A 23,781-nucleotide genomic window follows, 5' to 3' on the forward strand; every position below is an offset into this window, starting at 1 on the left:
TCACTTATAAAGCGCTTTAACATCTTACCATATGATATTTAATTTTCAATAGATTTGTACTGAAATGTTGGTTTTAGGGAGTGAAATTAATATTTTATATTTTCAATATATCACTACAGTGTCTATATTTTCAACATTTTGGACCAACTGGTCATATAATCGACCCAACTGGTACGTAACTTAGATTTCAAACAATAATTTTTGTGTATATATTGATAAGTATCGATATTAAACTAGATAAGTAGATTTTTACATTTCAGTCCATTTTGGAAAATAAAACCATAGTATCGGATTTACTTTCATTACTACTAAGTTTATAATTTAAAAGTAGTTCACAATAGTTAAAATTTAACAAATGACAAAAGAGAGTGGGGATTTTATGAAAAAAAGAGTAATAATGGGGTTATTAGCGGTATGCATGCTATTAATAACAGCATGTAGTTCAACAAAAAGTGTAGATGTAAATATATTAGCTACTACTGATTTACATGGGCTTTTACCATATGAGTTAACTTCTTATATAAAAGAGGAAAAATCTAAAAATACTATTTTAGTAGATGCAGGAGATTTTTATGACTGGGGTAAAAGTGGATCAGCTTTGAATAAATGTCTTGATTTGAAATGCAGCTATGATAATTACAAGTCAAGTTATCTAGAAGTTCCAATTGCAAAAGATATGAAAGAAGTTGGATATGATGCTGTTGTACTTGGTAATCATGAATTTATAAAAAGTAATAAATTTCAACTAGATAACATGGTGTCTGATTTTGAAAAACAAGATATAGATGTACTATCAGCAAATACATATAAAAAAAATGGAGAAAATTATATAAAACCTTATGTAATTAAAAATATTTCAACACCTGAAGGAGATGTTAAGTTAGGAATATTAGGGCTTACTATACAAGAAGTAGGTCAAAAGTATGATACTTTAAAAAACGGAGATATAAAACCAAAATCTGAAGGATTAAGAGACTTCGAGGGGTACGATGGTACGTTGTATATGGGTAATTTAGTTGAAAATGCAAAAAAATGGGTAAAGGTTATGAAAAAAGATAAACCAGATATTATAGTTGCTGTTGTTCATTCTGGAGAAAATAGCAAAGAAACTAAATATCCTGGAAATAATATACAAGAACTAGCACAAGAAGTTGATGGTATAGATGCCATTGTGGCAGGTCATACACATAAGGAATTTGAGCAACATAATTATAAAAATAAATCTGGTGAAAAAGTTATAGTTACTCAACCCGGAAAGTATGGAGAATGTATTTCTAAGATTAATTTTAAATTCGAAAAAAACAATAATAAATTTAATGTAATAGACAAATCTATTAAAATAGCTAAATTTGAAAAAAGTGAAGAGGATAAAAATTCCGAAAAATTAGCTGATAAATTTTTTAATTTTTGTTACAACTCAAATAAAACTCCTAAAGAAATTAATTTAAGTGACTTTACCCCTTTTGATTGGGACAAAGCATATGCATTTGATGCATATACTTCACCCGAAAAAATATACAAAACTATAGGCTATAAGTGGCAAGATATTAAAAAGACTGAAAGTGAAGATATGGTACAAATGATATTTATGAAAAACAATAAGGTTGTTTGTAACTTATATGGATATGAATACTATTTGAATTCTTATTTTGAATTTGATAAATCAGAATATAAAGATAACACTATAACTATTTATCCTAAAAAAAATGATAGATTTAAATTTAATATTGGTAAACCACTTATTAGTCTTCATTTTAAACACATATAAAATATTGATTTTTAACAAAATAGCATATCATGTTCTGATATGCTATTTGTTATTAAAAAATCATGTTTTATAAAGTAATTATATTAATTTTATTTTTTCTAATCAATTTTTTAATTTTACTCTTTCACAAGCCTTACATCCATTACATTTGCTTTTTTCTATGTAAATAATTAATATTTATCTTTTATTCCCTCAATAATACTCACTTTTTTCAAATCGCTACTACTTGTAGCTACTGCGATTAAACATACAGTCGCTGATATAATAAAAAATATTATTGATTCTTTAACTGGGAATGTAAAAGACATAAAATGCTCTATTCCAAAGTTTATATAAGCATTATTATGTATATTTACAAACCAAATTAAGTATATTGTAGATGCTATTAAAGCAATTATAAAACTTAATATTGCATATGCTAATGCTTCATAAATAACCATTTTCTTCATATTTCTTACACTTAACCCTATTGCTCTAAGGGTCGATATTTCATTTTTCCTTATAAGTAAATTAGTTCTTATAGTACAGAAAATATTAATTGATGCTATTATTAAAACCAACATTATTATTGATATCTGTGACTTAATATAATTATCACTAGAAGCCTTTGCCATCTCATTAAAACTCAACCTACTATCAAATTTAGATAAATGGATACTATTAGAAACTTTTTCTACTTTTTTATTTACAGTTTTATCATATGGGTCTTCTAAGTTTATACCTAATTTAGTATATTTTTGTTCACCAGTAAGCTCTTTAGAATGATTGTTGGATTTGATAATCTCAAAATTATGGCCAAAACCACCATCACCCTTAGACATCCATTCAGGTTTTAAGGTTGCACATACCCTTACTTTACTTTCTTTATAGACAGTTTTATTATCCTCTGTAATTGGAACTTTTATTGTTTTTATATCCCCTACCTTTAAATTTTCAAAAACATTTTTATATGTACTATCTTCTACACTATCATAAAAATAATTGTATACTGCTACATTTGGATAACCATCTGTTACTTTTCCTATATCATCTAAATTTCCATCTTCTACAAAGTTTTTCAATGTTTCATTTATATAATTATCTCCATATAATTTTAAATCCATTGTATGTTCCATTTGATCTTTTTCTTGTATTCCGTTGTACTTTATAAATTCTTTATTTACTTCATTCTTTTTAAAATCAAAGAAACCATTTACTATTTGTATCGCATTTACACTTTTTACACCATCTATACTTGTTATTTTATTTACATCACTATCTGTATATTTTAAATTATCTACATCCGAAGCTGCTCCAAATTGCATTGTTATATCATATCTATTTTGCATATCCTCAATCTTATTACTTACCTCGCCTCGCATACTTGAAAATGTAGTTATAAATAAATATCCTCCTAGTGCAATTGATATCATAGATATAAGCGCTCTACTTTTATTCCTTCCAATGTTTTTAAGACCCATAAATCCATAGAATCCAAATATTTTACTTAAAAGTTTATTTAATCTATAACTTTTATTATTACTTTTGACCTTCTCTGCTTTCTTTGTCGCTTCAATAGGTGATATATTGCCAATCTTAAATATTGGTATAATACAAGAAATAAAAACAGAAAATACACCTATTATTGTAGCTTTTATAATATTTGTATTGCTTACATATAATTTTGGATCAATACTAGCCTCTTTATATAGTGAAATATTATATGTATTAATTCCTACATATGAATATATCACACCTAATATCAACCCAAGTATTGTTCCTACAATCATTACAATTAATGCTTGGTATATTATCATACATCTAACATTTTTCTTACTCGAACCTATTAATCTCAAAAGTCCCATTTCTTTTATTGTTTGGTTTAATGTGATGTTAAACATATTGAATATAAAAATTGCTGCTGCAATTATGATTAAAACTTCTCTTTTATAAGCATCCGGATTATCATTTTCTATTTCTATATCGACTGATTTTTGTACAAGTTGTACATTTGGTACATAACTAAATTTTCCTAATTTATTTTTTTGCATAATGTTTTCAATTTGCTCACTAAGATTATTCACACCACTCTTTAAATTTAATATACTATTATAAGTAACTGTTTCTGGTGGTATTATATTATTTTTCCCATCATTTACATAAGTAAATGCTTCATATTCCCAAACAACATCATAATATTTTAGTGGTTTTTCTACAATGCCTACAAGTTTAAATTTTTTATCTACAATATAAATCTGATTATTGCCTTCTGAGTCTTTATATTTCTTTTTTACTGTAAGGTCTAAAATAGAATTTAATTCATAAGGTACACCCATTTCATCTAAAGCCTTTTTTTCTATTACTATTTCATTGTTATTTTTAGGAAGTCTACCTATCAATTTATTTTCCTTACCACTTATATAATTTTTATCTGTTGATCTTAGTAGTACAGAACTTCCTTTTTTGTCTATAACACTACCTAAATTTTGCACGGTAGTAGTTTTTGATACATTTTCATCATTTTTTAATTTTTCAACTCCATCAGAATTTAAATCATTAAATTCTACATGATACCCCCCATAAAGTTTATGTATTGCCTCTAAATCATTCTTATTTTGAGAATCTTTTATAACGCTCGTTCCAAATATCAATACTATACCCAATACAACACCTAATATCAAAAGCGAAGTTCTGAGTTTATTTTTTCTTAAGTACGCTAGCGACATTTTAAAATATGTTCCCATAAAACTGCTCCCCCTCTTTTATAATTTATTTCTCTAAGTAAATTGGCGGATGTTTTAAATTGTTAAGCTCCTTAATATCCGTCAATTCATGACCATCACTTAGATCATAGATTTGTAATAAAACATGATTTATGTATAAAGCATAATAATCATCGCTATAAAAATATTGATATTCATATTGAGGGTCATCTTTATAAGATACCGTGTAAAGAATACCGTTATAAGTTGCTTTTTTTGATTTTTCTTTTTTAATTTTACTTATATCATCTTTTGAAACATCCTGCTTTACCATATATTTATTAATACATTCTTCCGCATTATTCCAAGGTTTAAAGTAGTTATCATACACAAAAAATCCTGCAAATCCTATAATTAATACTAATAAAATAACTTTATAATTTTTCATATAAACCTCCTTATTTACATAAAAGTTTCCATATTTAAACTTATTATAATGAACTTTAACTGTGTTATAAATTTTCTGATATACTAAGACTTTGGAATGTTAAAGTCATAGCTACATCTTAATTGTAAAGTTTTAATATATTTTCCAGATTTATTAACTTGAACGACTTGAATATGTATAGCCTTCTTATAAGGAAGTTCTACAAAACCTTCTCCTTCATTAAATGTTTTTTCAACATCATCAAAGAACTCTTTCTCTGTTAATTTAGTATTAGTTAATGACTTAAATATGTTGTATATAGCTTTGACATATTTATCATTTTCAGATAATCCCATATTTTCAGCATATTCTTTAGCGCACAGAATATCTAGCATCGCCTTACCTTTTTTATAGTTTTCGGATATAGAGTAATTTAGACTTTGGATAGATTGTGTAGGAGGGTTTTCAAAGCCCCCTATAGACACTACAAAACTACCATCTGGAGTTGAATTGGCAACTTTAAGACCACTATCTGTTATAGCTTTTGAAAACTTTTTAGATAAATCTTGTTTAACCTCATGGACACCATCTAGAGTGTTAGTTTTTTTTGAGTAATCTTCAAATAACTTAGTAATTTCATCTTCTTCAGTTGCTTGAGTTTGGATTGAATTTTTTGATGAATTATTAGAATTTATACATCCTACCATTAAACTTATACTTGCAACTAATATCATAGCTAATATAGATTTTTTTACTTTCATATACTTCCTCCATTGTATTTCTACTTATCACATATTTATTAATTATTTCTCCTAACACCGTAGTTTGTAACTAATCCTTATGATAATATAAAAAATAAGGGTGTTATCTTTTGCTATTAAAAGATAACACCCTTATTTCTTAGTATCAATATATATGGCCCAACTAGTAGCTTAATCGACCCAACTGTCAGTATTTTGGTTCAATGGTATGCATATGTTTAATATAAATTTATCTTTATCATCTTCAAATAATAATTCTCCATCATATTTTTCTAAAGATGATTTAATACTTTGAATTCCTATTCCATGTATAAATTTATCCATTTTATCTGTTAATAATCTATTTTTATTGACTATAATACTGTTCACTTTACTATTCTCACATTTAATTACAAAAAATGATTTCGTTATAGTCCCTTTAATTCTAATATATTTATTAATATTTTCATCATGTATTTTATCACATGCTTCTATTGCATTATCTAAAATATTATCAAATATACTCGATACATCTATCGGTTTTATGAAATTAACTTTTGAAAAGTTTATATCACAAATAAATTTAATTCCTTTTTTTGTACATAATGTATTCTTCTCATTGATTATAGTGTCTAATATCATGTTTCCTGTATTATAAATAGATTTAAATTCTTTAATTTCATCTTTTAAATTCTTTACATACTCATTAATTTCTTTATTATTATTTTTAAGATTATCTATACAGCAAATATGATTATTTATATCATGATAAAGCTTTCTAACCTTCATATGAGATTCTTGAATACTTAAGTAATGAGCATATTGCATATCTAATTTATTTTGTATTAGCTCATTCTGAGCTTTCCTTTTATTCTCTTTTATAATTCTTATAAACAATAATATAAGAATTATACTACTAGCTACTACTAGTTTTGGAACTACAATTTGATCAAAATAACCCCATTCACGTTGTAACGCTGGTACTGACCTCCTCCATTTGAATAACATAATATTTAGAGTGTAATTATTACCTATAGTATAAAGTCCCATTGTATATCTTCCAATTATATTAACAGTATTAACTAGTAAAGCAAGGCTCAAGTATATATAATTTCTTTTTTCACTATTAAATATCTGTAAACGATTGTTAATAAATACAATTATCGAATAACCCAATATCATTAATATATAGCTATATAGCCTTATTTTTTGATTCTCAATATTAGATACTAAAAGAGCCCCTTCTGACGAATTAGAATAACCGGTAACTACAATAAATAAAATTCTATTTATAACCTCGTTGAGCAAGTCATAATATATATTAAATAAATAAAAGGAAATTATATATTTAACATATCCTATCTTATAAAAAAACTTATAGTATATTCCCCATATAATAAACACTGTGCCATATAATAAATTAGTTGTATCATTAAAACAATATTCTTCTATATTAAACAAAGTAGTTGTAATATAAATTAATGATAATAAAGTATAAAATACAATTTCCTCATTTTTCCTACCTTCTTTTTTATAAGTTAGTATCTCTTTTAATATGATAAAAGGTATAAATATTGATAAAATTAATAATAACTGTGACATAAGTTCTAGCATATTGTCTCACCAAGGAATTTTAAAAATTGTTCCTTAACATCTTTGTATCTATATCTACTAATAGGTACTTCTTCTCCACTTTCTAATACTGCAATATTTGGCTTTATATTTTCTACATAGCTTAAATTAACTAAAAAGCTTTTATGGCATCTTACATACTTATCTAAGGTTAAGTCTTTTTCTATTTTCCCTAGACTATACCTAACATCAAAACTCTTATTTATTGTATATATTGACATCTGCTTTTTTTGAACTTCAATGTACTTTATTTCATTTGAATAAATCTTATATGTATTAGGATTATTCTTTATTACTATATAATTATTTTTATTCATTTCAATCTCTTTAATACAAGCTAATACATGCTTTTTTAATTCCTCTGATTCTATAGGTTTTAATAAATATCTATAAGCTCTCACTTCATATCCTTATTGTACATAATCTATTAAAGAAGTTATAAATATTATCTCCATTTTGTTATCTACTTCTCTAATCTTTCTTGCAGTATCCATTCCATTTATTTGCCCCATTTGTATATCAAGGAGTAATATATCTATATCTTTTAAATTACCTTCAAGTAACTCTTCTCCAGAACTATATTTTTGTATTTTATATTCTGTATTTATATTGTTTAATATATTATCAACATAATCTTCTATTAAGCATTGTGTTTCTTTTTCATCTTCGCAAATTGCTACCCTAATCATAAGTTCCCCCATTATGCACTCTTAAAACTTTTTTAGTTTGTATATTCAAATATAATTTTATATATCCTATACTTTAGGATAACATTTTTCAATCATTTTTATCAATACTCAAGTCTAAATACGGTAGATATCTAAGCCAACGTAACAGATTAACTTTTCAACGTCCTGCTTGCGTGACATTTTAAATAAATTTTAAGGGTATTTTTATACACTGTACACATTACAAGTATGTTATCATATATAAATAAATATTATTTTACTTCACCTAGATTGGAGGGCTTAAATGAACGACAAATATATTGTTTATTTTATTAGTAGGGCTAAAGCCAACATGATAAAATTTATAGAAAACAAATTAAAAGAAAATAAATTAGATGATTTAATACCAACACACGGTAATATCCTAACAGCGCTTTATGAAAGTGATAAAAATCTTACTATGAAAGAGATTTCACAAAAAATAGGTAAGGATAAGTCTACAGTTACATCTTTAGTAAATAGACTTATAACTCTAGGATATATTGAAAAAGAAAAGTGTACAAAGGATAAGCGTGTTACTTATATAGGTTTAACTCAAAAATCAAGAGACATAGAAGATAGTTTTAACTTTATATCTTCTCAGGTTAAAGAAACTGCATATAGTAATTTTACAGAAGATGAAAAAAAAGAATTTCTTAGACTTCTAAGAAAGCTTAGCTCTAACTTTAAAGATGCAAATAATTAAAAATTATATATTACAAAAGGGCCACTCTAATATGAGTAGCCCTTTTATTGGTATTAATCTATAAATGTTACAACGTCCTCTAATGGTTTACGAGGTGGTTGAGCAGGAGTATTTTCCTTTGCAACACCTAATGAAATCATAGACATTAATTCATATCCTTTTTTTTCAAATCCTATTAGCTTTTCTATTTCACTCTTAGCATGAGTTGGTCCTGTCATATAACAAGTTGCATAACCCATTTCAGATGCAGCTAATAAGAAGTTTTCTACTGAAGCACCTATACCTTGTGCTGCTGATTGAGGTGATACTAGAACATCTAGCACTTCTTGAGGTGCATTGTTTTGCTTTAATATCTTATATTCTATCATTTTATATTCACATGAATATACTAAAACTACTACTGGTGCATCTTTGAAACATGTATAATAGTTTATTACGCTCATATGTCTTTTAAAATCTTTTTCGTCTTTTGCAAGTTGTCCTATATTTTCATGGCTTTTTCTTACTATTTCTGCCATTTCATTTATTACATCTTTATTTTGAAGTACAACAAAATGCCAGTTTTGTTGATGTTTTGGAGATGGTGCATAAGTTGCAGCCTTTAATAATTCAAGTATGTCCTCTTTTGGAACTACTGTATCTTTAAATTGTCTTACACTTTTACGTTTGTATATAAAATCTAAGTTTGCCATTATGTTATTTCTCCTTTTGTTATGTATCCATTTTGATTTTTATCAAGTATTTTAACACTACTCATAATATTATGTACTAAAGTTTTAAATATAAATCCAAATTACTAATACACAATAAATTTGATTTAAATACTTAAATTAGTTTTAGGTCAAACTAATAATATAATAGAAATAGTTTCATGTCAAACTATTTCTGTTATATTAAATTTATTATCTATTTGCTAACTTCGATTTTAGCATATCTATAATATAATCAGTTGAATCCACTCTTAATACTAATACCAATACACCGTATACTATGGCTCCAATAGAAACAGAAACTACAAAAGCTAGTAATTCATTTATAACATTTAACCTATTAAATATAAATAACACAGCTATTGCCATTACTATACCTGCTATAAATGTTTTTATTATAGTCAGCAATATACTCATTCCATTAAGTTTTCCTATTTTCTTTCTTAGGTTAAACATTAAAAATATTGCAGCTAAAATGGCGGATATACTAGATCCAAGTGCCAATCCTGGTGCTTTTAAATATTTAATTAATATTAGGTTAAATATAATGTTAAAAGCAACACATAAAATACTATTTTTCATAGGTGTTTTAGTGTCTTTTAATGAATAAAACACTCTAACTAGTACTTCTCTAAATCCTGTTGCAACCATACCAATGGCATAGTATGCTAGGACATGAGATGTAGCTATAGTTGCACTAGCATCAAACTTACCTTTTTCAAATAATATTCTAACTATAGGTTCAGCTAGTATAAATGCTCCTATTGATATTGGCATAGTTATTAATGTAACAAAATTAATTGATGAGCACAAAGTCATTTTTAATTTTTTTATATTGTTGCTATTACCTAATTTTGAAAACAATGGGTATATAACAGATGTTATTGTGGCTATAAATAAACCAGTTACAAATATATTTAATTTATATCCATAACCCAAAGAAGATAAAGCACCTATTGGTAGTGTTGATGCTAGATTTTTATCTACCAAACTATTTATTTGATTTGCCGAAGCACCCACTAAAATTGGTAATATAGCTAGACCCATTTGTTTTATGTATTTATCTTTTATACTAAAATTAAACTTATATTTGAATTTTTTCTTATAACAAAATGGAATTAAAAAAATCATTTGAACAAAAAATGCAAATACCGTACCATATGCTAACATATTAATCCCATATTTTCCACTAAGTAAAACTGCGATTATTATAGATAAATTATACGGTATGGGCATTAACCCTGTTATTAGAAAATAGTCATGAATCTCTAGATAAGATTTTAATACATATGTAATACAAACAATACCTACTGAAAACAATATAATCTTAGTAAGTTGTACTGTTATTGCCAACCTTTCTCCCTTAAATCCTGCCGCAAAAAATTTAACTATAAGCTCTGTATAAAACCAGCCTACAATACTAATAAAAATTGACACAATAATAATTATATTAATTACATTCCCAGTAAATTTTAAAGCTTTATTTTTACCTTCTTTACTCTCTACACTAGTGTATATAGGCATATACGTACTTTGTATTGCAACACATAATAAAGAAACAAATGCAATTGTCATAATATTTAAAGCTGCAAAATAAGAATCAGATACAATCCCCGCTCCATATACATATCCAATAACAAGATCTCTAAAAAAACCAAGTACCTTTGATATCATAGTCGCAACAAATAAAATAAAGGCAGACTTTACTACATTAGACATAATTTTTCCCCTTTTCATTGTTTTATATATATTCATTATACCTTAATTATATAATTAAAGGAATTTAATGGTAATAACTAGCATTAAATCTACAGTTTAAAGGCTAATATCTTACACTAAAATTTATGCCCTTAAAACCTAAATAAATAGATTTTAAGGGCATTTTTACTATATATATTTAAGTAAACATTATATCCTTCTGTTAGATAAACTTGAGTTGATTTCTTCTATTTTTTTCTTCCAATAATGTTTATAACTTATACAAAATCCAACGTATGTAATTACATATATTGAAAGCATAATTATAATATCTGATTTATTACTAGGAATCCAGCCTGCAAAATACGCTAACGTAAAATAAAAAACAGCTTGAACTATAGCATGAATTATTACCTTAGATAGTATACTTAGACTCTCAATACTAAATATCTGCGATATTCCAACAAACCCCATTCCCATGATTCCACAAATCAAAATTTGAGTAACAAATAAACTTTCTTTAATTATACCTTCCATATCATTGCAAATTGCCTTTATAAAAAATACTGCTACTGCAAGTAATATCCCACATATTAGCCCATAAACGCATCTTTTAATTAAAGATTTTAAATTTAACATTTTATCTTCCTCCTATTTGTAAGTAACTCTTTATATCTGTTACATATTTTCTTGAAACATACTCCTGACTTTGATCAAAAAATGTAATACACAAAGTTCCATTAAAAGAAACTTCTAGATTTTTAACTTTATCCACGTTTGCAATTACTGATTTTGAGATTTTTATAAAAGGTGTGTTTTTTAAATACTCTTCTATAATATATAATTTGTCTTTTATTTCATATTTATCTTTTTCTGTTCTCGCCATAATTTTTTTGTTTTCTGTATAAAAACAAAAAATATCTTTTGGATTAAGAATATACATCCTATCATCCTTAACACCTATTACATGTTTCTTTTTTTCATCATTTATTTTATTGATAATTTGTTGTACTTCCTCGTTCATTTTAGGTGCCATTATTAAAATTTCTACTTGACTATACTTTTCATCAATTTCTATATTTATTTTCATTAATATTGCCTCCTTTGTCACTAGTATATTTGAATTTTATATATCATAGTTTCATTTTTAATTAACAGGATTATTTTAACAATTAAGATGCTTTTTTTAAACACTAAAATACATATAATTTTTTATTATAATATTTCACTCCACTTTTAAGTAGTTTCAGTCCATTTCTATTGATAATCTTCTAAAATATATAGAAATGAGAATTTAAACATGAATGATGCTCACTACCATCGTTATTAATATTAATAATTCCATCTGTATTGTATCCCCAACTTATTTTTCCATAATAAGATAATCCATACTCACTTTCATTCCACTTACTAACTGTTTTCTTAACTGGAATAGCCTTAACCGTTTTAATTAAAGGTTCTAATTGTTGTGTTCAAATTCAACTGATCTTTCATTTTTTAATCTTTCTATAAACCATGCAAGCTTGCCTCCATAAAATGATGTTATTATAACAATAATTATAATAGAAATTTATTTCCAGGCATTTCTATTATTTGCTTTTTTAAATTCATATTCTCTCTTTTTTATAATTTTAATTGTAGTAAACGTAATTATAAATATAAAAATCACTATACATAACAATAAAATATAAATATTATTATTAGTCCTTCCATACATAATGAAGTTAGCTCATAGCAAAAAATCCAATATCCAATTATTAATATTTGCATAAAAAAAGACAGATTTCTCTGCCTTTTTTCTAACTTTTCGTATATAGTTTTACTACCTTACTAATTATTCTACCCCAACTGCTCTCCATGCTTGTGTAACTGCTAGTGATTCAGTTGTTCCATAAAGATCTTTTGCTGATTGAGATAAAGCTTTACTAGTTTCTAAGAAATTTGATGTGCTTGTTAAATATTTTGTAAGAGCTCTATAATAGATTTGTTCTGATTTTTCTTTTCCTAATTTATTAATAGTATTATATGCAGCTTTATTAGGAATACCACTATTAATATGAACTCCTCCTCTATCATAATTTATACTGTAATTTTTATAATTTTTCATATTGTCTGGTTGACCATATAGTTTAGGATCTTTTAAACTTCTTATAGCTGTATCAGGTGCTTTATATAAATCCTCGCCCATCAACCAGTCTTCACTATCTACAAAGTAACCAAATACATCTGAAAAAGATTCATTTAATGCTCCTGGTTGGAATCTATACACTAGGTCAGCGGATGATGATGTAACCCCATGTGTAATTTCATGTGCTACAACATCATTTGCTGCTGTGAAAGAATTTTCTGTTACTTGATCCCCATCACCATAAATCATTTCTGCTCCAGTCCATGCAGCATTACTCCAAGTAGCTTCACCTGTTTCTGGATCAGGTACATTTACATAAGAGTTTATATCTGCTCCTTTTCCATCATAACTGTCTCTATTATGAACATCTTTATAATAGTTATAGACTTGATTTGTAAAGTAATGAGCGTCTACACCTGCTTTAAATTTTGCATCATTGAAAGAATTTAGTGGATTAGAAAAAATGTCACCTAATATCCCATCACCTTCAAAAGCTTTAAAGCCCATAGTATTTATTTTACCTTTATGAGTAGTATCTAATAAATAAAAGTTCCCAGCATCCTCTGTCAAGTTTAAAGGAGACTTAACTTCTCCATTTGAACCTATTCCAGTTCCTGTTGTTTGCATAGCATCTTCTAAAACATTTTGTTTATCTACTATATTACCATTTTCTGCATCTACTTTAATTGTCCAGTGAGCTGGTTCTGGTAAAGTATATATTATATCTAAACTATAAACAGCTCTGTTGCTTTTTTCATCAACAACAATTTTAGCATCTTGAACAACATCTTTCCCTGATAAATTTTTAACATCTGCAGGTAATTTTTCTATACCTTTAAACGCTAAATCAATAGCTTTATCCTTACTTATTTTAGTATCATTTTTAACTTCAAGCTTACCTTGTTCTAAATCCCCATTTACAAATACAACTTTTCCAGACTCATCTGTGTGTATTTTAACTTCAGAGTTTTCAGCAAAGTATCCATCAGCTTTAGGCTTTAAAGTATAATGAGTATATCCTAGCTCATCTTTCTCTGTTTTAACTAATTCATATTGATCTGAGTTATTTTTTATACTATGTTCATCTGAAACCCCTTTTAATACCTCATTTAAATCTTTTTGTGAGTTAATCTTATATGTCTTTTGTAAATCCTCATTAGTTTGAGTATCTGCATAACTTAATGAAGGTACTAAAAACAAACTTACTATTGTTAAAATCCCTAATTTTCTTTTAAACATTTAAACTCATCCCCTTATAAAAATTTTATTTTTGTTATGTCCATGATGCCAAATTTGTACTTTAATAATATTCGCTAAACATTTTCACCCCCATATTTAACAAATATTAATTTAGTTTAATGTCTTTATTTTAAGGTTACTTTATATTGTAAAATTTTATATGATTAGATAAAAAGATCCTAGAATGTAGTTAATTATAACTAAACTAACACAAGTATCGTTTATATTAATTGTATAAACGTCTAATTGATATTTCTTACACTTGTAGATTTGCTTTGTGACAGTAATGAAAGTTTAATATTGATAATTAGTCTCAAGACTAAGGATTTGTTTTGAATATTTCGAATATAATTATGTTAATTCTTCTATTATAGATAATAGGACTCACTTTTAAGATTGTCAACACTTTTTTTATACAAAATTTATTTAGTCATATTAGTCTTATATTCCATAGTCAGCATATATCTCAATTCATAATGTATCATATAGTTTAATTGGTGTTGAACACTATTTAATATATACAATTTCAAAAAATCTGTATCCCTTATTTGAGATACAGATTTTTTATAATACAATATAATTTTAATAATCAAAGTTAGCTTATATTAAATTATATCTTTGTAATAGTTCCTCAACTATAGTTCCTGAAATTTCTTTCATAACTGGTTCTAATTTAGCTCTAATTTCTAATGGCAATTTGATATCTGTCAGTTTTTTTCCATCCATCATCTTAGCAGTTGAATCAAGCAATACCCTAACATCATAACAAGAACCAAATACTTCAGGAACTCCACGGTCAATATCAAGCAATGTATATACAGACTCCATAGCAGTTCTTACAGAATACTCTGTTGTAAATACAGTATCACGAACAGTATCCGCAAATTGACCAATAAATGCAAAATTAACACTTTTTTCTGGTACTACTTTTGGTCTATCTCCAGATGTTCTTGGCATAAAAAATGCAGTAACATATGGCATCATACAAGGAACACAATGAGTAGAATTCTTTGCCATATCAGGAATTTGATCTACTGGAACTCCTAAATGATATAGCCATTCTTGAGTAATTTCATAACCTGTGCACTCTCTCATTGGTTTTTTTATAAAATCTCCATCAACATTAGTAAATAATCCGTAAACCCATACAACAAGTTGATTATCTGGTTGAGATTTAAAATGTGGTTGTCTATTCAAAGTGTAGCTCATTAGCCAAGATGAGTCTTTAACTGTAACAATACCACCTGTAACAACTTTTCCACTAAATGGATTACGCTTACATACTTTTTCTATATATGGTGGAATTCTATTATCTAAAGTAGTTATAGTAGCAGATTCCCAATTAGTTGCATTTGTATTAGTACAGAATTTATCAGGTCTACCAAAAGAAGGATCTTGTGTAGAAATATTTCTCCAAAGTTTCCAACAACCACCTTCATCAGTATTTAAAGTTGGAGCATGATTATCATCACCCAAAGTTGAATTTTCTGTACAGCTACCATTTGTAATAAATACTAAGTCATCTTCTACTAAATCAATAGTTTCTTCTTTTCCATCTTTAATACAAACAATTTGTTTTGCTATTTTTTTATCTTCTGTTATTTCAAATCTTACATTAGTAACAGTTGTATTGTACTGGAAGTGAACTCCATTAGACTCTAGATATTTAATCATTGGTAAAATCAATGATTCATATTGATTGTATTTTGTGAATTTTAAAGTTGAAAAATCAGGAAGACCACCAATATGATGAATAAATCTTTGAATATAACGCTTCACTTCAAGCGCACTATGCCACTCTTCAAAGGCAAACATAGTTCTCCAATATAGCCAGAAGTTTGATTCAAAGAATTCTTCTGTAAATACATCTTCAATTTTTTTATCATACAAATCTTTCTCTCTTGTCATAAATAATTTTATTATTTCCATAGATGCTTTATCTGTTAATGTAAACTTACCATCTGTGTGAGCATCTTCTCCACAATTAACTGTAGCCCTCATTAAAGAATAATTTGGATCTTTTTTATTTAACCAATAATATTCATCTAATACAGAAACTCCTTCAGTCTCTATTGAAGGTATTGATCTAAATAAATCCCATAAACATTCGAAATGGTTTTCCATTTCACGCCCACCACGAATAATAAATCCCTTTTGAGCATCATTAATTCCATCACAAGCACCACCTGCTATATCCATTTCTTCTAAGATATGAATATGTTCGCCTTTCATCTGACCATCACGAACTAAAAAACATGCAGCAGCTAAAGATGCTAAACCAGCTCCAACTAAATATGCTGATTTTCTATCTACACCTTCTGGTTTTTGTGGACGTGCAAATGCTTCATAATTTCCATTGCTATAATACATATAAAATTATCCCCCTTGTGTAATGTAGTTGTAACATTTGATAGAAAATTTTAGTAATTTATTTATTAATATCATATTCTGATTTAAAGTTTTATTGTATAGACAATATCGAAACTATGTAAAAATTTTAAACATAACTATAAATTTGTAAAAAAATTAGACAAATAATAATATTTGTCTAATTTTTATTTCCTATTTATTTTGTAATAACCCTATATATCTGTCCTATATTGTTCTAAAGCTCCTTCAATATTTCCACAAATCAATGTGTTCAACCTACTAATAATATCTACAGGATTTTCTTTCATTCCTTTTTTGATCCAATCAAGCAAAAGTCCTACAAATGCATATTTATAAAAATCTGCAATAAATTCCTTGTCCTTTTCCCTAACCGACATACCTTTTGCCTTTTCTTGTACTACTCCCATCAGAAGTAATTGTATTTCATTATATAAATAACGTTCTAGGTATTCTCTACTTACAGAATTGAATGTATTTAATACAAAAGATTTATTCTCTAACATATAGTCTAATATCTGTGTGAATCCTTGTTGCCAAGTATCATATGTCTTTTTACCGTCCAAAGCTCTTGTTGCTTCGTTTGTATAAACCCACTCTAATAAATCATAAATATCCTTAAAATGATAATAGAATGTCTGTCTATTTACTTCACAATCCTCTGTAATATCTATGACTTTTATTTTTTCCAAAGGTTTTTGAGCTAACATTTTTTTCAGCGACACAGCCAATGATTTTTTAGTCATTTGAGACATAAGTATCCCCCCATTATTTTAAACCTGTAAAATTCATCCTAATTAATTTTTTCCATATCTAGATAACTCTTACAATAATAGTATTATATCATATTTTCTAATACTACTTTACACGCTAATCTCTAAAGAAAATCAATTTAAAGTTTCCTGCAAACGTGACATTTTAATAACTTAAGCTAAACAATAATGTCACGTTTGCAGGACATATCTAATATAATTCCAATATACTTAGAATACTATATAGACTAACCTGTGTATTTTTACTGAGCTTTAATAAATACTAACTCTACTTTGAAAAGGTCTGCATCTATTTGTATGTCAAACTTACCCTTTTGAAGTTCTACTAAATCCTTAGCTATCGCAAGCCCTAATCCACTGCCTTCAGTGTTTCTTGATAAATCCCCTCTTTTAAATCGTTCTGTTATTTCATCAGGTTCAAAATTTAATTGATAAGATGATATATTTTTCATATCAACATATACATTTTCACCGTTTTCTTTAATCTGTATATAAACTCTAGTATTTTCTAAAGAGTACTTAGCAATATTAGTTAATAGATTTTCAAATACTCTATACATTCTTTTTCCATCACAATTTATGTAAACCGGATCTTTTGGCAAGTCTATTATTAATTCTAAATTACTCTTTGCTAGTTTTTCTTCATTTTCACCTATACTTTGTTTTAATAATTGACTTAAATTTAGTTTTTCAATATTAAGATTTATTGTCCCACTACTAGCCTTACTAGCCTCAAATAAATCTTCTATTAGTACCTTTAACCGCTTTGATTTGTTATCTAGTATATTTACATAATCATTTAAATATGGTGGCTGTATGTCTTCTTCTTTTTTTATTAAGCCAACATAATTTATTATAGCTGTTAAAGGAGTCTTTAAATCATGGCTTACGTTTGTTATAAGCTCACTTTTCATTCTTTCACTTTTTAGCTTTTCATCTATTGCATTGTCTAATCCTTCACTTATATTGTTTATATTTTCAGCTAAAATAGTAAAACTATCATTTCCTTGTATTTCAATTTTGTAGTCAATTTTTCCATTTTTAATTTCTTGTGCACCTTCCATTATTTTGTTTAAGTATATTAGTTTTTTTATAGTGTAAAAAACTATCATTACTATTAAAATACTGGGCACTGAAACATATACTATAATTACTAGTAATTGATTACCCCAGTACCAAGTTGTATATATAAGAACTATGCTTAAACATATTATTATAATAGATGCTACTCCTATTAGTATAATTCTAGTTATTAAAGGTATTTTTTTTCTATATTTTTTAATATTAATAAAAAATTTGTTTAATGATTTAAAAGTCTTTTTTATTAAACTATTTTCAAGTATATCTTTTTTATTTGTAAGTCCTATAAAATTCTCCACCAAAGCTAAACTCATTAGTACAAATACAGTTTTTATTATAAATGATGGTATATAACTAAATTTAAGATTTGAATAATAGCCCATTATAAATATAATTAATAAATTTAGTTCTAAAGGTATTTTATTATATAATGATTTTTCTGATTTGAATAATCTTGCTTTGTTTGTTAAGCATAATATTGAAGATATAGCCCCAACTAAAAATGTAGTTACTGAAACTAAAATTAATTTATTTATTTTATCTTTGTAGTAAACGAAATCATTGTAATCATTTACTAATTCATCATCATAAAAAGATTTATCTTTAATATTTTCAATAGGTTTTTTAGGAAGTAAGATATTTATTTTATCAGACGGAATATATGCTCCAAGGAATAATACCTCATCTAACTCAACAATTTTTTTTTCATTATCTATAGTTTTACTATATAAAGTACCACCATTATTTAGAGCATCAATTTCTATATTACAATAATCATTTTCTTTTGAGTTAAATTCATTTATATTTTTATATTTTGTATTAGTATAAATCCTATTATTAGATCCATTTTCAATAAATAATTTTGTTTTAGTTATATTTTTTAATGATTCTTTCGCTTTATTTGTATCAATCTCATAATATCTCTTATTCTCATAATCTTTTTCTTCTGATATCATTGCACTAATTGAACCAACTATATTCGAAAGAAATTCATTCTCAAATTTTTCAGTTTCATATAAATTATCTGAAATTATCTTTTTATCTTTATTAAGCAAGTTTCCTGGTTTTACTGCTTGATATGCTGTCCCAGAAAAAATCTCCTGTGTATTTATATAAAATAAAGACCATGCTATTGTTGCTATTATCAAAAATACGTATTTTAATTTTTTATTATTTATATTTCTCACATAATCACCCTTTTAACTTTATAATTTTTCCACCTTATAACCAACTCCCCATACAACCTTTAAATATCTCGGCTCCCTAGGATTTATCTCTATCTTTTCTCTTATCCTTCTAATATGAACGCTTACCGTATTGTCCGCATTTAGATTGTCTTCTTTCCAAACTCTTTCATAAATATGCTCTATTGAAAATACCTGCCCTTTATTAGCAAGCAATAAGTTTAATATTTTAAACTCTATTGGAGTTAATTTGGCACTTTCCCCTTCTACAAAAACTTCTTTTGTATTTACATTTAATGTTAGTTCCCCACTTTTTAATACCTCACTGTTATTTACATCTTTGTTATTACTCCAGTTAAGATATCTTCTTAGTTGCGATTTTACCCTAGCTATAAGCTCTAGCGGGTTAAAAGGCTTAGTTATGTAGTCATCAGCTCCTATATTAAGCCCTATTATTTTGTCACTATCTTCACTTTTAGCTGATACTAATATTATTGGTATGCTCTTTTCTTCCCTTATTTTTATAGTAGCTTTTATACCATCTAATTTAGGCATCATAATATCCATAAGTATTAAGTGTATATCATTATTTACTAATATATCTAAAGCCTGCATACCATCGTAAGCTTTAAGTATATTGATTCCTTCATTTCTTAGATAAAGTTCAATAGAGTCTACAATCTCTTTATCATCGTCTACTACAAGTACATTTTTCATATAATTCCCTCAATTCTTTTATTCATCTTTGTTTATTATACACCATTCCTTTCTTGTGTTAAATTTTGTTATATATAGATATTAAAATCAAATTCTTACGGAAAAGTTATCATAATTCTTAAGATTTTCTTAACAGTTTTTATATATAATAATGAATAGACTTATAAAGCCTTAAATAACAAAATAAGGCCGTTTAATAATAAAACAGCAAGAATCTCTCACAGCTTTATTATTAAACGGCCTATATAAACTAATAAACGAATTTATAGTATTTCTATTGTTACATATCAAATTGAAACCATATTACTTACACTTATGTACTAATCAATTAATCACTAGATAATTTATATTTTTATCTAAACTTATCCTTTTGGCTTTCTAAAAGAATTTTTTCAAGTTCATCAGGACTATATTGATTAAACGTCTGGTTTATATTATGAAATCTTGTCTTTATAGCAGGAACAGTTTTCTTTTTACTTAAAGACTTAATCTTATTTTCTAAAGTTTTTTTGAAAAAATTATATGATTTAACTTTAATATTTTCTTCATCGTCTCTTTCTAATGCTATCAAAATTGATTCTTGCAATAATTTTTTATATGTATCATCTTTAAAATCATAGTTCATAAAATCATTTTTAAATCGCTCCAATGTAGCTTTAGTAAATAATTTTTTATTTGGTACATAAAACTCTTTTTTAGATACTTTATTTTCTTCAATACTTATACATTTTTCTGTATTAGTTGGTTCATCTACATCGTTTATTTTATCTTCACTATCTGTTTTAGGATTGTATATATTGTTTTTAAAATATACTTTTTTCTCATTATCTAAAATAGTAAATTTAATTTCATCTACTTTTCTTCCATTTTTTATTTCTTCTATACTAACATTCATATTTCCAAATTGATTGATTTCTTTTATAGCTTGATTTAGAACTCTTTGTTTAAAGTTTTTATATTCAGGATATTTATTCTCAACACCTAATATAAATCTTAATTGTTCTATCTTAAAGCTCTTAACTATTACTTTTTCTGTTCTACTCCATAACCTTAATAATTCATATAGACGTTGAGAATAAAAGCTCTTAAATCTTGTCAATATATCAAGACTTAAAGGAGCATATACAGTATAATCTATCAAATGTTTATATAATCGATCCGCAAGTTTTATCTTAAAGGTCTCTTTATTTACATTGTATTCACTACCTGTTATTAAATTATAATCACATTCTATCCTATCCCCATTTTCATTTTTTTCAAACTCAAGAGATGTCTGTTTCAATATTTGTATAGTTTTTTTTATGTTAGCTAGTGTTCTTTGATTTTTATTAGGTATTAGTCTTTTTAAATCATTTAGCTTAACATGACAACACAGCTCCCCGTTTTTTTCCTTTTGTGTTGTTAACAAACAATAATAGAATATTCTATTTTGTATAGCTGACACTTCATACGAAGTATGCACCAATTGTTTAGATTGCATTAACAAATCAATGCTATTTTCATTTGTTCTACTTTCAATCATAATGTCCCCCATAATATATTTAGAGGTATCAAATTGTTACCTTTAAATATTTAATACTTAATTTACATCTTAATTATAATTAAGTAAAATCTTAAAAGCAACACTTTTTAATATTTGTTGCATTAAAGGTATCAAATTGTTACCTTTAGAGTATCAAATTGTTACCTTTGAGTACTAAATTGTTACCTTTTCGTATCAAATTGTTACCTTTGAGTACTAAATTGTTACCTTTCGTGCTCTCAACTCCAGTAATACCAACGCATACACGACCTCCTAAATACTATTAAATACTATTAAATACTATTTATATACTAAGAAAGATAAGTTTTTACAAAAAACGTATCTACTTCATTCTAAATAACAAATAATTTATTTACATTAAAGTACTAATTAGTTACCTATATTAAACGTATAAAGGTATCAAATTGTTACCTTTATATGTTTAATATAGATATATGTTTAATATAGAGTCTAAAAAAGATTCTCAATTAATACATTTATTAAAGAGATCTTTAAATTATAATTTACACTTTTTTTTAATAGATATACAACTTTGAAGTTTAAAATATAAATTATAATTTAAATATACCTATAAATCATGCTAAAATACCTCGTAAAATCAATTTAGAAACAAAATAATACAATTAAGGATAAATAGGGTATTTAGTTGTAAAGTAAGCTTTATAATCGAATCTATAGATTCATATGTTAATAAAAAACTGCCTAACCATTAGTTGGATAAGCAGTTTTTCTAATCTCTTAGTTTTATTTTCTATATTTTGAAAAATCAATAACTTTAGCTAAAACTTTCTCTTCTTTTACAATTAGCTCTTCTTTAGCACGTTTTTTTTCTAATCGTTCTTTAAACGCAGATTTAGCCTTTTCTATTATTTCATTATCTACAACAACTCTTTGAAGGGTTTGTTTGTCTAAATAAGTATGTACTCCATCTTCTTCTGGTAGAACATATTCTATATAATCTATCCATAATTCTTCATTACTTAACCTCTTACTATAATACTGAAGATAGTAGTTAATACTACCACTAATCTTTAACCAAAGCTTTTTATTATCCATAAAAAAACCTCCTAAAATATAAATTCTACAATCTAAAAATGAAATACGACTAAAATCACCTAATATTAAGAAAATAATAACATTATTCTCTTTTAATATGCAGTAGATCTAGTTCCTTCAGCATTTTATAAATCATTATTGCTTTGTTTCCTTCTCATACCACAAGAGTCAGGCTCTGAATATCTAAAATTAAATTTAGAGTACAACTTATCTGCTGGTTTTTTAGCAAGTAAAATAATATACGCATCTTCATCTGTATTTCCTTCTAAATAATCATCAATTTCTTTCATAATAATTTTTCCTATGCCCTTACCTTGATAATCTGGATCTACCATAATATCAGAAATTACATAAGTAATTCCTCTATCTCCTATGATTCTTCCAAATCCAATTAGTTTATCATATTCCCATATAGAAACTATAAAAATTGAATTTTCTAAGGCTATCTTAGTATTTAATAATTTCTTTTCTCCCATATTAGTTTTTATTCTTAAATCGATATACTCCTTTGCTGAAGGTACTTCGTATTTTATGTCCATTTTGTTCCTCCTTATTTATTATTTAATAATATCGTCTTTATTTTAATTTATTCAGCAAACTTTGT

The 23,781-nt window shown here is 26.2% G+C and carries 20 protein-coding genes; 2 read left to right on the forward strand and 18 right to left on the reverse strand.

Going from position 1 to position 23,781, the window contains the following annotated elements:
• The first annotated feature begins 379 nt into the window (after nucleotides 1-379).
• Nucleotides 380-1,768: a bifunctional metallophosphatase/5'-nucleotidase gene (locus QOZ84_RS11495; protein ID WP_284133106.1), complete on the forward strand. Its 1,389-nt coding sequence runs from the start codon at nucleotides 380-382 to the stop codon at nucleotides 1,766-1,768.
• A gap of 170 nt (nucleotides 1,769-1,938) precedes the next feature.
• Here QOZ84_RS11495 and QOZ84_RS11500 read toward each other — a convergent pair whose 3' ends face one another.
• From QOZ84_RS11500 to QOZ84_RS11525, 6 genes are all read right to left on the reverse strand, one after another.
• On the reverse strand, nucleotides 1,939-4,491 hold the full coding sequence (locus tag QOZ84_RS11500; RefSeq protein WP_284133107.1) for an ABC transporter permease: 2,553 nt from the start codon (nucleotides 4,489-4,491) through the stop codon (nucleotides 1,939-1,941).
• 25 nt (nucleotides 4,492-4,516) lie between these two features.
• On the reverse strand, nucleotides 4,517-4,897 hold the full coding sequence (locus QOZ84_RS11505) for a DUF3139 domain-containing protein (protein ID WP_284133108.1): 381 nt from the start codon (nucleotides 4,895-4,897) through the stop codon (nucleotides 4,517-4,519).
• Nucleotides 4,898-4,980: 83 nt separating this feature from the next.
• A complete protein-coding gene (locus tag QOZ84_RS11510) occupies nucleotides 4,981-5,637 on the reverse strand; it encodes a hypothetical protein (protein WP_284133109.1) in 657 nt (218 codons plus the stop codon).
• Between the two features lie 171 nt (nucleotides 5,638-5,808).
• On the reverse strand, nucleotides 5,809-6,666 hold the full coding sequence (locus QOZ84_RS11515) for an ATP-binding protein (RefSeq protein ID WP_284133110.1): 858 nt from the start codon (nucleotides 6,664-6,666) through the stop codon (nucleotides 5,809-5,811).
• A 557-nt stretch (nucleotides 6,667-7,223) separates the two neighbouring features.
• Entirely contained in the window at nucleotides 7,224-7,649 is a 426-nt protein-coding gene (locus tag QOZ84_RS11520) for a LytR/AlgR family response regulator transcription factor (RefSeq protein ID WP_284133111.1), read from the reverse strand.
• 9 nt (nucleotides 7,650-7,658) lie between these two features.
• Complete coding sequence (locus QOZ84_RS11525) at nucleotides 7,659-7,937, reverse strand: response regulator (RefSeq protein ID WP_284133112.1); 279 nt, start codon at nucleotides 7,935-7,937, stop codon at nucleotides 7,659-7,661.
• A gap of 283 nt (nucleotides 7,938-8,220) precedes the next feature.
• Here QOZ84_RS11525 and QOZ84_RS11530 point away from each other — a divergent pair, with 283 nt between their 5' ends.
• Nucleotides 8,221-8,661, forward strand: a complete 441-nt coding sequence (locus tag QOZ84_RS11530; protein ID WP_284133113.1) for a MarR family winged helix-turn-helix transcriptional regulator — start codon at nucleotides 8,221-8,223, stop codon at nucleotides 8,659-8,661.
• Nucleotides 8,662-8,714: 53 nt separating this feature from the next.
• Here the strand turns inward: QOZ84_RS11530 and QOZ84_RS11535 are convergent, their stop codons facing one another.
• The 12 genes from QOZ84_RS11535 to QOZ84_RS11590 form a co-directional block, all read right to left on the reverse strand.
• The gene (locus QOZ84_RS11535) at nucleotides 8,715-9,353 is read right to left on the reverse strand and encodes a nitroreductase family protein (RefSeq protein WP_284133114.1); all 639 of its coding nucleotides are present in this window, start codon (nucleotides 9,351-9,353) and stop codon (nucleotides 8,715-8,717) included.
• A gap of 210 nt (nucleotides 9,354-9,563) precedes the next feature.
• Nucleotides 9,564-11,090 (reverse strand): murein biosynthesis integral membrane protein MurJ, encoded by a 1,527-nt coding sequence (gene murJ / locus QOZ84_RS11540; RefSeq protein ID WP_284133115.1) that lies wholly within the window; start codon nucleotides 11,088-11,090, stop codon nucleotides 9,564-9,566.
• 189 nt (nucleotides 11,091-11,279) lie between these two features.
• A complete protein-coding gene (locus tag QOZ84_RS11545) occupies nucleotides 11,280-11,708 on the reverse strand; it encodes a DUF3021 domain-containing protein (protein WP_284133116.1) in 429 nt (142 codons plus the stop codon).
• 1 nt (nucleotide 11,709) lies between these two features.
• Entirely contained in the window at nucleotides 11,710-12,159 is a 450-nt protein-coding gene (locus tag QOZ84_RS11550; RefSeq protein WP_284133117.1) for a LytTR family DNA-binding domain-containing protein, read from the reverse strand.
• A gap of 744 nt (nucleotides 12,160-12,903) precedes the next feature.
• A complete protein-coding gene (locus QOZ84_RS11555) occupies nucleotides 12,904-14,436 on the reverse strand; it encodes a M4 family metallopeptidase (protein ID WP_284133118.1) in 1,533 nt (510 codons plus the stop codon).
• A 600-nt stretch (nucleotides 14,437-15,036) separates the two neighbouring features.
• Entirely contained in the window at nucleotides 15,037-16,806 is a 1,770-nt protein-coding gene (locus QOZ84_RS11560) for an oleate hydratase (protein ID WP_284133119.1), read from the reverse strand.
• 212 nt (nucleotides 16,807-17,018) lie between these two features.
• Nucleotides 17,019-17,579, reverse strand: a complete 561-nt coding sequence (locus tag QOZ84_RS11565; protein WP_284133120.1) for a TetR-like C-terminal domain-containing protein — start codon at nucleotides 17,577-17,579, stop codon at nucleotides 17,019-17,021.
• A 260-nt stretch (nucleotides 17,580-17,839) separates the two neighbouring features.
• The gene (locus tag QOZ84_RS11570; RefSeq protein WP_284133121.1) at nucleotides 17,840-19,864 is read right to left on the reverse strand and encodes a HAMP domain-containing sensor histidine kinase; all 2,025 of its coding nucleotides are present in this window, start codon (nucleotides 19,862-19,864) and stop codon (nucleotides 17,840-17,842) included.
• 18 nt (nucleotides 19,865-19,882) lie between these two features.
• On the reverse strand, nucleotides 19,883-20,578 hold the full coding sequence (locus QOZ84_RS11575; RefSeq protein ID WP_284133122.1) for a response regulator transcription factor: 696 nt from the start codon (nucleotides 20,576-20,578) through the stop codon (nucleotides 19,883-19,885).
• A 352-nt stretch (nucleotides 20,579-20,930) separates the two neighbouring features.
• Complete coding sequence (locus tag QOZ84_RS11580; protein WP_284133123.1) at nucleotides 20,931-22,100, reverse strand: replication initiation protein; 1,170 nt, start codon at nucleotides 22,098-22,100, stop codon at nucleotides 20,931-20,933.
• Nucleotides 22,101-22,865: 765 nt separating this feature from the next.
• Complete coding sequence (locus tag QOZ84_RS11585; protein WP_284133124.1) at nucleotides 22,866-23,177, reverse strand: hypothetical protein; 312 nt, start codon at nucleotides 23,175-23,177, stop codon at nucleotides 22,866-22,868.
• A gap of 125 nt (nucleotides 23,178-23,302) precedes the next feature.
• Nucleotides 23,303-23,716, reverse strand: a complete 414-nt coding sequence (locus QOZ84_RS11590; RefSeq protein ID WP_284133125.1) for a GNAT family N-acetyltransferase — start codon at nucleotides 23,714-23,716, stop codon at nucleotides 23,303-23,305.
• Between the last annotated feature and the right edge of the window lie 65 nt (nucleotides 23,717-23,781).

Origin of the sequence: Romboutsia sedimentorum (assembly GCF_030131845.1) — a bacterium.
Taxonomy (GTDB): domain Bacteria; phylum Bacillota; class Clostridia; order Peptostreptococcales; family Peptostreptococcaceae; genus Romboutsia_D; species Romboutsia_D sedimentorum.